A 12830-nucleotide genomic window follows, 5' to 3' on the forward strand; every position below is an offset into this window, starting at 1 on the left:
ATGAAAAAGAAAATTGTAATAATAGAAGATGAAGAACCAGTTCGAATGAATCTGCAATTGTTGCTCGAATCCGAAGAGTTTGAAGTATATACCGCTTCGGATGGAGAACAAGGCTTGAAAGAAATTGCCAGCCGAAAACCAGACCTTGTTATTTGCGATATGATGCTGCCTATAGTTGAAGGCTATGAAGTTTTGAAAAGGATGCGGCTTGAAGAAAGTTATAGAAATACACCTTTCATTTTCCTAACGGCGCGTAATGATAAAACCTCTATGCGTCAGGGAATGGAACTTGGGGCGGATGATTACATTACCAAGCCTTTTACTATGAAAGAAATACTAACTGCGATTAACATCCGGCTGGAAAAAATGGATTTAATCGAAAAAAATGCTGAGCTAAAAATGAATGAGTTAAGGCTTTCAATGGCGCATTCCTTACCTCACGAATTTATAACCCCTTTAAGTTCCATAATCGGCTACTCTGATATGTTGATTGCCGATAAGGGTAATTTTGAGGAGAGCATCCGGCAAGAAATGTTGGAGAGTATTTATTATAATGCGCTACGCTTGAATCGCCTGACTCAAAATTTCCTACTTTTAGCAGAATTGGAGATTCTAGCCACCGATAAAGTTAAATTAAATGGTTTCAAAACAGAAATCACAGAAGCTGCCGAGGAATTAATAATCGGGGTAGCTTCCTCCAAAGCGCGTTCCTTCGATAGATTAAGTGATTTGGAGTTTGATTTCGAGCAGTCTAATATTACTGCGCCGCTATCCTCATCAAATTTAGCAAAAATAACTGAAGAACTGGTAGATAATGCCTTTCGTTATTCAGAGGTCGCGCAAAAAGTTCATGTAACTGCAAGCCTCCAGAATGGCAATTTTGTTATAAATATAACCGATAATGGTAGAGGCTTGACGCAAAAACAAATTGCCAAAATTGGCGCTTTTATTCAATTTGAGCGGAAACGCTATGAGCAGCAAGGTGTTGGTCAGGGTCTCTCGTTGGTTAAGCGTCTTGTAGAGCTACACGATGGCGAATTTAGTATAAGCAGTGTGCCGGGAAAGCTGACTGTAGCGCGTGTTTTAATTCCTGTTAAAGTAAAAACGCTATGAATTCTGCCGGACACAATTAGAAAGTCTCCAAAAGGAGTATTTATTTATGGCAATTAGCCCATTAGCGGGTAAACCTGCTCCAGCACAGCTAATTATTGATGTTGATAAACTTACCGACCAGTATTATCGTTTGCATCCTGATGTTTCTGACCCTCAACAACAAGTTCAGTTTGGTACTTCAGGGCATCGCGGCTCTTCCGCTAACGCCGCTTTCAATGAAGACCATATTCTGGCAGCAACTCAGGCAATTGTGGAATACAGACAGAGCAAAAATATTAGCGGTCCACTATTTCTGGGCATAGATACTCACGCGCTTTCTGCTCCGGCGCACCGCACCACCTTAGAAGTGCTTGCCGCGCATGGAGTTGAGGTTTTTATTGCACAGAACAACGGCTATACCCCTACTCCGGTTATTTCGCATGCTATTCTGGCTTATAACAAGGGGCGCACTGCCGGGCTTTCCGATGGAATAGTAGTTACTCCCTCGCATAATCCGCCAGCTGATGGCGGTTATAAGTACAACCCGCCAAACGGTGGACCCGCCGATGTGGATATTACGGGCTGGGTGCAAAATCGCGCCAATGAATTGTTGCAGAACAAAAATAGGGAAGTGAAGCGCATTTCTTATGAAATGGCTCTCAAGGCTGCCACTACCCATCAATATGATTACATCACTCCTTACGTGAACGACTTGGTTAATGTAGTTGACCTTGAAGCTATCAAGGAAGCCGGATTGAGATTGGGTGCAGACCCGCTTGGAGGCGCAAATGTGGCGTATTGGGAGCCGATTGCCTCCCGTTACGGCTTGAATATTACGGTGGTAAATAATTTGGTTGACCCAACTTTTCGCTTTATGTCGGTTGACCATGATGGCAAAATCCGCATGGATTGTTCCTCGCCCTATGCGATGGCTAATCTAATCGGCTTGAAGGATAGCTACGATATTGCCTTTGGTAATGATGCAGACTCAGACCGTCATGGGATTGTTACTCCTAGCGTTGGCTTGTTGAATCCTAACCATTTTCTATCGGTTGCGATTTGGTATCTATTCCAAAACCGCAAAGATTGGTTACCTACCAGTGCCATCGGTAAAACACTGGTGAGCAGTTCTATGATTGACCGAGTTGGCAAGGACATAGGACGGGTTGTGTCCGAAGTCCCTGTCGGGTTTAAATGGTTTGTGGATGGTCTGGTGGACGGTAGTTTTGGCTTTGGCGGGGAAGAAAGCGCGGGCGCATCCTTCTTGCGTAAAGATGGTACGGTTTGGACTACCGACAAGGACGGCATAATTATGGATTTGCTCGCGGCGGAAATTACGGCGAAAACGGGCAGAGACCCCGGCTTGCACTATCAAGATTTAACCGCGAAGCTCGGCACTCCCTACTACAACCGAGTAGATGCGCCCGCTACCCCTGAACAGAAAGCGCGTCTCAAGAAGCTTTCGCCGGACGATGTTAAGGCGGAGAGCATGGCAGGGGAGAAGATTATAGCGCGTTTGACCAAAGCGCCCGGTAATGGAGCAGAGATTGGCGGCTTAAAGATTGTGACTGAGAATGGATGGTTCGCGGCACGTCCCTCCGGCACTGAGAATGTCTATAAGATTTATGCAGAGAGCTTTATAAGCCAGCAACACCTTGCACAAATCCTGAGCGAGGCACAGGAAATCGTTACACAGGCACTTTAAAAGCAAAGACCGCCGGAAGAAATATGACTCTCTCCGGCGGTTTTTACCTGCTATGCTCAGGGCAATTTCATGCTCAGGCTGACTCGTCCGCGCTTTTCATCTATGCCCAACACTTTCACCTCGATAATCTGCCCAACCTGTACCACGTCTAGCGGGTGCTTGATGAAGCGATTGCTCATTTCGGTGATATGCACCAAGCCATCTTGTTTTAGCCCAATATCCACGAATGCGCCGAAATCAATCACGTTGCGGACTGTGCCTTTAAGTACCATGCCGGGTTTGAGGTCTTGAAGTTTTAGCACATCGTTTCGCAGGATGGGCTTGGGAAGCTCATCGCGTGGGTCACGTCCCGGTTTTTCGAGGTCATCAAGAATATCGGAAAGGGTCAACGCGCCCACGCCTAGTTGTCGGGCTATATCCTCCATACCTTTAAGTTTCGACCTGAATTCTTTTACGGCAACGGCTGACGGTAGCGTGGTAGCTTTACCAGACCCTATCAGCTTTAGTAATTTGTCAGCCGCCTCGTAGCTTTCAGGGTGAACAAAGGTATTATCCAAAGGGTTAGAGCCATCAGGAATTTTCAAAAAACCTGCTGCTTGCTCGAAGGCTTTTTCACCCAAGCCCGGTACTTTGAGCAACTCCCGCCGGGTTTTGAAAGAGCCTTTAGTCTCTCGGTAGGTTACGATTGAATCTGCTACCTTGCGATTAATCCCCGAAACATAGCGCAAAAGGGCAGAAGAGGCGGTATTTAAATTTACTCCTACATAGTTCACGCACGACTCCACTACCGTATCGAGAGTTTGACCAAGCGTTTTTTGGTCAACATCATGTTGGTACAAGCCGACTCCGATAGCTTTCGGCTCAACCTTGACCAATTCGGCTAAGGGGTCTTGTAAGCGGCGTGCAATTGAAATATTTCCACGTTGGGTAACATCGAGGTCGGGAAATTCCTTTCGCGCCAATTCGCTCGCGCTATAAACAGATGCGCCCGCCTCGCTCACAATCACATAGGATGGCTTGGGTTCTGGGCAGGCGGCAATTACCTCTGCTGCCAGCATTTCAGTTTCACGACTGGCAGTGCCGTTCCCGATTGCAAAGACATTTACCTTGAAACGCTTGGATAATTCAAGCAATATTTTCTTTGAGCCTTCCCAATCATTTTTTGGTTCGTGCGGGTAAATATTCAGGTTGGCAATTGGCTTTCCGGTGGTATCAATCACCGCAACTTTACAGCCAGTACGAAAGCCGGGGTCAATGCCCAACACCGACATACCACGCAAGGGCGGTTGCAACAATAGCTGGCGCAGATTGGCGGCAAATATTTTAATGGCATGCGCTTCCGCCTGTTCGGTCAAAGCGGCGCGTACTTCGTTTTGAAGTGAAGGAATCAGCAACCGTTTCAAGCTATCGGCAATCGCCGTTTCTAATTCAGCTTTGAAGATGCAGTGCGAATCAGCCGGGTAATAATAAGCCGCCGCTTTCTCGGCAACCCCACTCGGTAATACCAGATTTATCTTCAATGCTTCCTCACTCTCACCACGATTAAGGGCGAGGACGCGGTGTGGCGGGATTCTGGAGGCAGGTTCGGCATAATCGTAATATTGCTGATACTTGCCCTCCTCGTCTTTTGCGCCCTTTGCCAGCGTTGCGCTAAAGGAGGCTTGCTTGAGAAATAACTGTCGCAACTCTCGGCGCAGGTTTGCATCTTCCGCTACCTGCTCCGCTACAATATCCCTGGCTCCGCTCAAGGCTGTTTCGTTGGTATCTACCCCTTTTTCAGAGTTAATAAATTTAGCGGCGTAATCTCCGAGCTTGCCGTTAAAAGTTTTCTGAGTGAGTATCAAATTGGCAAGCGGCTCAAGCCCTTTTTCGCGGGCAGCGGTAGCGCGGGTATGCCGTTTGGGGCGATATGGCAGATATAAATCCTCTATCTCCTGTAAAATCACCGCTTTCTCGATTGCCGCTTTTAATTCGGCAGTGAGTTTCCCCTGTTGTTCGATAGAGGCTACTATTTCCTGTTTACGGCGGGAAAGCTGGCGTAGATAAGTTACGCGCTTTTCAAGTTGGCGCAACTGCTCTTCATCCAGATTGCCCGTCACTTCCTTGCGGTAGCGCGAAATAAAGGGAATCGTTGCTCCCTCGTCCAATAACTCAAGCGCGTTACGCGCCGAGGCGGTTCTGAGCTTTAGCTCTGCTGCAGCTTGCTCGATAATCCAGTTTTCATTCACCACTGTAGTTGAGTCTGAAGATGCCAAAAGAAACTCCTATATTTATCGGGTTAGTATCTCATCCAGATATTTGAGGATGGCTTCGGCGTTGCCGGAAATCTTCGCTTCTCGTTTTATGTCTTTTTCGAGCTTATCTTGCGCTTTTCGTAAAATTTTCTGTTCTTTTGACTGTGGTATTACCACTACGCCGTCCGCATCTCCCACAATAATATCGCCGGGATTTATCGAAACGCCACCGCAGGAAATCGGCACATTGATTTCGCCCACACCGGCTTTACCGCTGGCAGCAACCGCCGTACCTTTGCAGAAAACCGGGAAATCGAGCTTCTTTATGCCTTGTATATCCCGGATAACCCCATCTACCACAAAACCCTGTATTCCAAGAGTTTGCGCCATTCCGATTACAAAATCTCCGGCAATGGCGCGATAGGTGTCGCCTTTAGCGTTAATCACCACCACATCGCCCGGTTGCGCGTTTCTCATCGCTTTAAGAACCGCGAGGTTATCGCCAACGGGCATTTTCACCGTCAAAGCTCTACCCGCGATTCTGTATTCCTCCTTGAGCGGCTTTATAGCTGAGTCGAGGTTGTTAAGCCCTTCCATAGCATCAGAAATGCAGGTAGTGGGTAATCCTAAAAACTCTTTCAGAATGTTCTCCAAGTCGAATGTTCTCCTATTTCTAAATTTGCTATCGTACAGATTCACAATACCACCCCCGCTTGCGGGTCAGGTTCTAGACAACAACCAAAAAAAATTTTACTTGACTTTAACAACTTATACAAGTTAGCAAGCATACTGGTTTGAAAGGCTTCGAAACAACTCGATAGGGATGTCAAACAATTACGCTACTACTTAAGCCGGGCAATCTTCGGTAAAAATGATTGTTTGGTAATGAAAAGCCTAAATTTTGTAATCGCCAAAAAGGTGGCAGTCCCACGTTCGCAATTAAAAAAATTCAAGCAGTCTGTAAGCTTGTCCGTAATCATCAAATTTTATACTAAAAGATAGCAAAGTAAATTTTTACAGTGGCATACTTTTTTATTAGAGAAAGGGTTAAGAACTTTATGCGATACGCCGTTCGCCCTCAAAAAACCATATTATTTACTGGCGGATGCTTGCTGTTTATTCTGGTATTTCTTCTATGCAATTATCCCTACAAGGTGTCTGCTCAAGCACTCGATGTCCAGAAATATGACATCGGGACACCTGTTGTCATGGATGTATGGGTTGATTACACGAACGGCAATGATTCTAATAATGGTTCAAGCCGTTCTCAAGCTCTCAAAACGCTGAATGCAGCTTGGAATCTTATACCGGAAGGTCAAGAATTAGCCGAAACTGGCTATCGGGTTATGCTGGCGGCAGGAAATTATCCGAGGGATTCGATTCCTAATTATCTGGAGAATCGGCTTGGGACTGCCCAATTCCCTGTTATTTTTCAATCTGCGGACGGGCGAGGCAAGGCTCAACTTAATGGTGACTTGAATATCTATAATTCCAGCTATTTTTATCTTATAGATATAGCTATCATGCCTGACCCACCCGGCGATGCTTTCCATTGTGAGAAATGCAATCACTTTCTGATAAGAGGCACAACCCTGAGCGTGGCAAATCGGGCGGCGCAAGAAGTGATAAAAATAAATCAATCCCAGTATATTTATATTGAGGATAGCGATATTTCAGGGGCTTATGATAACGCTATAGATTTCGTGGCGGTACAATATGGGCATGTGAAAGCAAACCGGATTCATGATTCGGAAGATTGGTGTTTTTACGCGAAAGGCGGTTCTGGCTATTTGCTGGTGGAAGGCAACGAAGTATTTAACTGCGGTACCGGGGGCATTACCGCCGGACAAGGCACTGGCTTTGAATATATGGTTTCGCCTTGGCTGCACTACGAGAGTTATGATATAAAGATTATCAATAACTTGATACACGACACCAACGGCGCAGGGCTTGGGGTAAACGGCGGGTATAATATCCTGCTGGCTTATAATACCCTCTATAGAGTAGGAGCGCGTAGCCATTTGATAGAAGTAGTGTTCGGTAGCCGTAGCTGTGATGGGGATACTGACCGTTGCACTGCGAATTTGCAAGCGGGCGGTTGGGGTACTGTATCTGCTGATAGCCCTCAACTTATCCCCGACCGCAACGTTTATATTTATAATAACTTGATATACAACCCGGACGGCTATCAAAGCGGTTACCAGCACTTTGCTATTTATGGGTCGCAGCAACCTTCTGACAATAGCAATATACCTGCCCCTGCTCGTACCGATACTAATCTGCAAATCAAAGGAAATATTATCTGGAATGGTTCGGCAGATTACCCGTTAGGAATTGAAGATGAAAACGCAGGTTGCCCACCCGCTAACCCTACCTGCAATGCCGAGCAATTGCGCCGCGATAATATGATAAACATTTTCCAACCGCAATTGGTTAATCCAGTCATAGGAGATTTCCACCCTATTTCGGCTAACAATGGGCTTAATGCGCGTAGCGTGGCGATACCAGATTTTGTTGGGGGCGATTTGCCGCAAAGCTGGAATATTCCCGGCGGTAATATCGCAAATAATATCAATCGGGATTTGGAGGCAAATCAACGCTCCGATAAGGTGCAGGCAGGCGCGTTATTGGCGCAAGGTAGCGTGGCTTCTACCAGCGCAAACGTAGCGCATATTACTACGCCAAGTGTTGCCCAACCGCAAAAGGCACAAGCCGCGTTGTTCAACACCCTGCTTGCGCTTTTTTTTAAGGCGCTGGGCAAATTATACTAGCTTAAGGCGGGAGGCGGATTCGGCTATCTGGATAGCGTTTAGAGCAGAGCCTTTTCGGAGATTGTCCATGCAACTCCAGAAAGCCATCGTGTTATAATTGCTGTCCAGTTCCCGGATACGCCCAACCACAATATCGTCAGTATTGATGCTTTGCCATGGCTGCGGGTACAAATTGACGCTTGGGTCGTCTGATACTTTTACGCCGGGGGTATCTCCCATTACCTCGCGCATTTCATCGGGAGTAACTTTTTTACCCAAATCAACTATTATTGATTGGGACATGCCTTGATAAAGCGGCACACGGATTGCCGTAACCGCAATGTTGAGTTCGGGCATACGCCAGAGACGTTTTATTTCGCGAATTATGCGTGCTTCACTGCGGGTTAAGCCTGTATCCAGAAAATTCTCGGTTTCAGGTAACAGGTTAAAAGCTATCTGGTGGTGATAGGTGTGGGGAATAACATTTTTCCCATCCAATACCGTTCGCGCTTCTGTAGTTAGAAACTCAACCGCACTATGCCCACTTTCCGAAACAGGCTCATAGCTGTGTACTATCAAACGGCGCAGACTAGTCCATTGTCGAAGGGTGTTCAACGGCAGTGAAAGTTGGATAACGGCGGGACTGGGAGAAGCTACTAACCGTTTCTTTTTTAGCTGCTGAAGTTCTTCCGCATTGATTTCAGGGATTATCGAAAGAACTTTTTCATCGCCCCGAAACGCGCCGCTCACGTCAATAACGAAACAGCCAAACTCGGTGATAATGGGCGCAAAATGTTGGGCAGTTTCGGCATCTCCACAGAAAAAAGCTATATCCACCTCTTTAAAGGCGCGACTGGTAATTTCCGGCACCTCAAAGTCTTTACCTGAGAAAAAGACACGACGACCGGGTACATATTGAGCTGGATTTGTCAGAAACTTTATATTGTTGACGGGAAACCGCCGGGATTGCAAGATTTTTATCAATTCCTGTCCGGTTAACTCGGTTGCGCCTACGATTGCAAGATTATAGCCTGCCATAATAATACTTTTAATTACTTCTCACTTTTTTGATAATCCTGAAAAACACCTTGCCTAGTTTAACTATGCCTATATGATTTGTCAAAAGACTTGTACAAGCAATCAGCGGGCGATATAATCACTGGAATTATCAAACTGATTTTGCAGAGAGGGTATTAGGCGATATGTTGGAGAACTGGGGTTGGGTAATCGAGGGGAAACTGGCGGGAAGCGCCCTTCCCGGCGGGAGCGGTAAAGAGGATGAAGACCTCCTATTTTTGCACCAACAGGGTATTCGTGCCATCGTTTCTTTATCCCAAAAAAGCCCACGCCCCGAATTACTTCAAAAATACCAGATAATGCACAAACATTTGCCGCTTCCCGATTTTAGCGCACCTACAGTAGAGCAGATTGAAAAGCTCGTTCACTTTATCGAGAAACGAATACAGCGCCTTGAACCTGTTCTGATACACTGTCGCGCAGGATATGGTAGAACCGGGACAATATTGGCTTGCTATCTGGTACATCGCGGAATGAGCGCATCTCAGGCAATCGCGGAGATACGGCGGATTCGCCCCGATTCGATTGAAATTAAGGAGCAAGAACGCGCTGTACAGGAATATGCCCGTCGCTTGCACGTAATGCCTCTGGAGGAGAACGCTTGGTAAAGCCGCGCTGCTTGGTTTGATAAAACTATTAATAGGTAGTTCCTACTACAGACGCAAAGCCTCTAACTACACTAATATGCTAACAAACTCAGAATTGCAAAATGTTGTTTAATGCTGCTATCTGTCATTTCTGACATAGCAAAAAAGCGAGATAAGATAATGAGCCAGACTTACGAGCCGAATCTGCCAATCCAAGTTTCCCGAAAGGGCGATGTGGCTTCAAACCGCCTAGACAAGCCGTTGATGTGCAGTCGCTGTGGTCTTTGCTATGCCAACCGCCGCGAACAACTGCCGGATGCTTGCGTGTTTGTGGGGAATCGCTACGAAGAAATCGAGCTTCGGCTACACGGTCGGGGTCGAGTACCCACCTCTGATGAGGATATGTTTGGGATTTTCCAGCACATGTACACCGCTCGTTTGAAACAACCGGTAGAGGGCGCACAATGGAGCGGCATTATGAGTACAGCGGCAAGCATGCTTCTGAAAAATAATATGGTGGATGGCGTAATCGTAGTAGATAACGTACCCGGCACGCGCTTTAAGCCCATGCCCAGAGTTGCTACCACCGTTGAAGAAATATTTGCGGCAAAGGGAAACAAGCCTTGCCTGTCCCAAAACGTTTCAGCCATCGAAGAAGCCGAAAAGAGGGGACTAAAACGAATTGCCTTTATCGGTAACGGTTGCCAAACGCATGCGGTACGCGCAATCCAAGATACGCTACCCTTTGAGAAAGTCTACTTTCTGGGCTTGCCATGCACCGATGTTGTGACTTATCAGAAGTGGAACAAGTTCCTTGAGGTTGTATCGAAGTCGCCTTCAACGGTTGTTCACCTAGAGTTTATGCCGGATTATCGGGTTTGGATGAAGCATGAAGATGGGCATATCGAGAAAATCGGCTTTTTCGAGCTTGATTTGGACAAAATGGGGGCGGATATTTTCCCCGATAGTTGCTTGAGTTGCTTTGACTACGCCAATGCTCTTTCGGATATTACGATAGGTTATTTGGGCGCAATAATGCCATACCAGTGGATAACAGTTCGTACCAAGGTTGGCGAAGAACTATTCGAGATGTTGCGCCCGCACTTGGAATTTACACCCTTGGTTGAGAAGGGCGATTACCATCGCGCCGTCCAACTTTCGGTAGATATGCTAAGTAAGCCCCCCCGCAAATTGCCGAAATGGGGCGCAAAGCTTCTAACTTTCGTGGTAAGGCATCGCGGTTTGAAGGGTATCAATTTTGCGCGTGGTACTCTTACTATGAAGTGGGCGCGTAACCTTGACCATATTCGCAAAAATTTCCCGGCTCATGAGGATAAATTGGTGCCGGAATTTGCGAAGCGCGTTCTCAAGCGATACGGCATGTAAGCTTCTTTTTTTAGAATGTAACCCTCGTTTGGTTTAGACGGACGAGGGTTTTTTGTATGCTTGACGCTAAAAGGCATATCCTGTAAACTGGTATATACATCTATACAATACCCTCGATTCACATTCAGAGGTAAGCATGCAAGGTAAATACATAGAAGAATCCGCACGTGATAGTGATAATCTGGCAACGGAAGGGCGCAATCAGGAAAGCTCTACTCTCGACACCTTGAACGCACTTGAAATAGTGCAAATTATTAATAATCAAGATGCACTGGTGGCGCAGGCTATTAAGGCGGAAATACCCTCAATTGCTCGCGCGGTAGAAGAAATCGTAAAATGCTTCAAGCGGGGCGGTAGGCTGATTTATATCGGAGCAGGTACTAGCGGTAGGCTTGGCGTGCTGGATGCGTCCGAATGTCCGCCTACTTTTAATACTCCACCTTCAATGGTTATCGGCATTATCGCCGGGGGAGAGGTTGCCCTAACCAGTGCGGTGGAAGAAGCTGAAGATAATGCCGAATTGGGCAAACAGGATTTGATTAAGGTTCAGCTAAACTCGAACGATGCGGTGGTGGGGATTACTGCCAGCGGGCGCACCCCTTATGTATTGGGCGCGTTGGAATACGCCCGTAGTTGTGGCGCATTCACTATCGGGCTAACCTGTAATAAAGCCACTCCCTTAGAAGCGTTGTCTCAAATCACCCTTGCGCCTGTTACGGGCGCTGAAGTAGTCTCCGGCTCAACTCGTCTTAAAGCCGGAACAGCCCAGAAAATGGCGTTGAATATGCTGTCAACTGCGGCTATGACATTAATGGGCAAAACCTACGGCAATCTGATGGTAGATGTGCGTGTCAGCAATGCTAAACTTCGGCGCAGGGCGGTGCGGATAGTAATTGATTGCACCGGGCTGCCCGAACTTGAAGCTGCCGCTTTGCTGGAGCGTTGCAACGGGGAAACCAAAGTGGCAATTGTAGCGGCATTGGCAGGGGTTAGCCCGAATCAAGCAGCAGAAAAACTTGCCAGAGCGGATGGTGTGGTGCGCTTGGCGTTGAAAAAGGCGAATTAAGCAATGCGCTACTTTGCGGCTGTAGATGGCGGTGCTAGTAAAACGCTGGTAGTAATAGTAGATGAGAATGGGCAAGAGCTTGGGCGGGGCGGGGCAACCGGCTCTAATTATCAGGCGCTTGGGCTGGAGAAGGCGGTAACGGCGGTTAGAATGGCTTTGCTAGAGGCATGTTCGGCTGCAAACCTGTCCCCTGCTACCGTTGTACTAGACAAAATCTATTTAGGTTTGTCCGGTCTTGATCGCACCGATGACCAAGAAATCTGGAAGAAAAAGACTGCCGAACTTGAATTTCCTCAAGCACGCCGGATGTTGTTTGGAAATGATGGCGAACTGGTACTGGCGGCGCTACCGCATTCAATCGGGTTGAGCCTAATTTGCGGCACAGGTTCGATTGCAATCGGGCGCGACCATGCGGGAAAGCGCACCCGTGCTGGGGGTTGGGGACATTTCTTCGGGGATGAGGGCAGCGGTTTATGGTTCGGGCGTGCTATTCTGCAAAAAGCGGCGCGTATGGCGGATGGGCGCGAACCTGAAACTTTGCTGCTGGATTTGGTATTGCAAGAGTGGAATTTGGCGAATGCCTCTCAACTAATCGGGGCAGTTTATACTAGCCCACTGGTGAATAATGCGCGTATCGCCCGCTTATCCGGTCTGGTGTTTCAAGCGGCTGCATCAGGTGATACCACCGCGCTGGCATTAATCGAGGAAGCGGCGGAAGAACTGGCTTTAATTGTAAAAGCGGTTTATCGCAAGCTGGAATTTTCTGTGCCGCCCTCGCTGTCGGTAGCCGGAGGGGTGATATTAAATCATCCCGTGTTGCTTGCCAGAGTCGAAGGGTTATTACGAGCGCAAATCCAACTGGATAAAATCGTGCAAGTACCAGAACCGGCATTGGCAGCAGCAGTAGCAATGGCGCAAGAAGTGGAGTGAGCG

The 12830-nt window shown here is 47.3% G+C and carries 10 protein-coding genes; 7 read left to right on the top strand and 3 right to left on the bottom strand.

Annotation, left to right across the window (positions count from 1 at the left end; all coding sequences use genetic code 11):
- Complete coding sequence (locus WCK19_RS05120; RefSeq protein WP_342396290.1) at nt 1–1113, top strand: response regulator; 1113 nt, start codon at nt 1–3, stop codon at nt 1111–1113.
- Between the two features lie 46 nt (nt 1114–1159).
- A complete protein-coding gene (gene pgm, locus WCK19_RS05125; RefSeq protein WP_342396291.1) occupies nt 1160–2797 on the top strand; it encodes a phosphoglucomutase (alpha-D-glucose-1,6-bisphosphate-dependent) in 1638 nt (545 codons plus the stop codon).
- Between the two features lie 56 nt (nt 2798–2853).
- On the opposite strand, the gene WCK19_RS05130 is transcribed toward pgm, so the two are convergent.
- Entirely contained in the window at nt 2854–5052 is a 2199-nt protein-coding gene (locus WCK19_RS05130) for a Tex family protein (RefSeq protein ID WP_342396292.1), read from the bottom strand.
- Between the two features lie 15 nt (nt 5053–5067).
- A complete protein-coding gene (locus WCK19_RS05135; RefSeq protein WP_342396293.1) occupies nt 5068–5685 on the bottom strand; it encodes an RraA family protein in 618 nt (205 codons plus the stop codon).
- Between the two features lie 404 nt (nt 5686–6089).
- Between WCK19_RS05135 and WCK19_RS05140 the strand changes: the two genes are divergently transcribed.
- The gene (locus tag WCK19_RS05140; RefSeq protein WP_342396294.1) at nt 6090–7802 is read left to right on the top strand and encodes a right-handed parallel beta-helix repeat-containing protein; all 1713 of its coding nucleotides are present in this window, start codon (nt 6090–6092) and stop codon (nt 7800–7802) included.
- Here WCK19_RS05140 and WCK19_RS05145 read toward each other — a convergent pair.
- Nucleotides 7794–8819 (bottom strand): aspartate-semialdehyde dehydrogenase, encoded by a 1026-nt coding sequence (locus WCK19_RS05145; protein ID WP_342396295.1) that lies wholly within the window; start codon nt 8817–8819, stop codon nt 7794–7796. The genes WCK19_RS05140 and WCK19_RS05145 overlap by 9 nt on opposite strands.
- A gap of 164 nt (nt 8820–8983) precedes the next feature.
- Between WCK19_RS05145 and WCK19_RS05150 the strand changes: the two genes are divergently transcribed.
- The 4 genes from WCK19_RS05150 to WCK19_RS05165 all read left to right on the top strand — a co-directional run bounded on the left by WCK19_RS05150 (nt 8984) and on the right by WCK19_RS05165 (nt 12827).
- A complete protein-coding gene (locus tag WCK19_RS05150) occupies nt 8984–9466 on the top strand; it encodes a dual specificity protein phosphatase 23 (RefSeq protein WP_342396296.1) in 483 nt (160 codons plus the stop codon).
- 159 nt (nt 9467–9625) lie between these two features.
- Nucleotides 9626–10831, top strand: coding sequence for a Coenzyme F420 hydrogenase/dehydrogenase, beta subunit C-terminal domain (locus tag WCK19_RS05155; protein ID WP_342396297.1), 1206 nt, complete (start codon nt 9626–9628; stop codon nt 10829–10831).
- Nucleotides 10832–10967: 136 nt separating this feature from the next.
- Nucleotides 10968–11897, top strand: a complete 930-nt coding sequence (gene murQ / locus WCK19_RS05160; protein WP_342396298.1) for an N-acetylmuramic acid 6-phosphate etherase — start codon at nt 10968–10970, stop codon at nt 11895–11897.
- Nucleotides 11898–11900: 3 nt separating this feature from the next.
- Nucleotides 11901–12827 carry a BadF/BadG/BcrA/BcrD ATPase family protein gene (locus tag WCK19_RS05165; protein WP_342396299.1) on the top strand — a complete coding sequence of 309 codons (927 nt, stop codon included), beginning with the start codon at nt 11901–11903 and terminating at the stop codon, nt 12825–12827.
- Nucleotides 12828–12830 lie beyond the last annotated feature (3 nt).

The sequence above is a fragment of the Candidatus Chlorohelix sp. genome, from assembly GCF_037138995.1.
Classification (GTDB): domain Bacteria; phylum Chloroflexota; class Chloroflexia; order Chloroheliales; family Chloroheliaceae; genus Chlorohelix.

Bases quoted from the DNA above. Each gene is read 5' to 3' on its own strand.
- WCK19_RS05150 (WP_342396296.1), top strand. From the start codon at position 8,984: ATGTTGGAGAACTGGGGTTGGGTAATCGAGGGGAAACTGGCGGGAAGC.
- murQ (WP_342396298.1), top strand. From the start codon at position 10,968: ATGCAAGGTAAATACATAGAAGAATCCGCACGTGATAGTGATAATCTG.
- WCK19_RS05165 (WP_342396299.1), top strand. From the start codon at position 11,901: ATGCGCTACTTTGCGGCTGTAGATGGCGGTGCTAGTAAAACGCTGGTA.
- WCK19_RS05140 (WP_342396294.1), top strand. From the start codon at position 6,090: ATGCGATACGCCGTTCGCCCTCAAAAAACCATATTATTTACTGGCGGA.
- WCK19_RS05120 (WP_342396290.1), top strand. From the start codon at position 1: ATGAAAAAGAAAATTGTAATAATAGAAGATGAAGAACCAGTTCGAATG.
- pgm (WP_342396291.1), top strand. From the start codon at position 1,160: ATGGCAATTAGCCCATTAGCGGGTAAACCTGCTCCAGCACAGCTAATT.
- WCK19_RS05145 (WP_342396295.1), bottom strand. From the start codon at position 8,819: ATGGCAGGCTATAATCTTGCAATCGTAGGCGCAACCGAGTTAACCGGA.
- WCK19_RS05155 (WP_342396297.1), top strand. From the start codon at position 9,626: ATGAGCCAGACTTACGAGCCGAATCTGCCAATCCAAGTTTCCCGAAAG.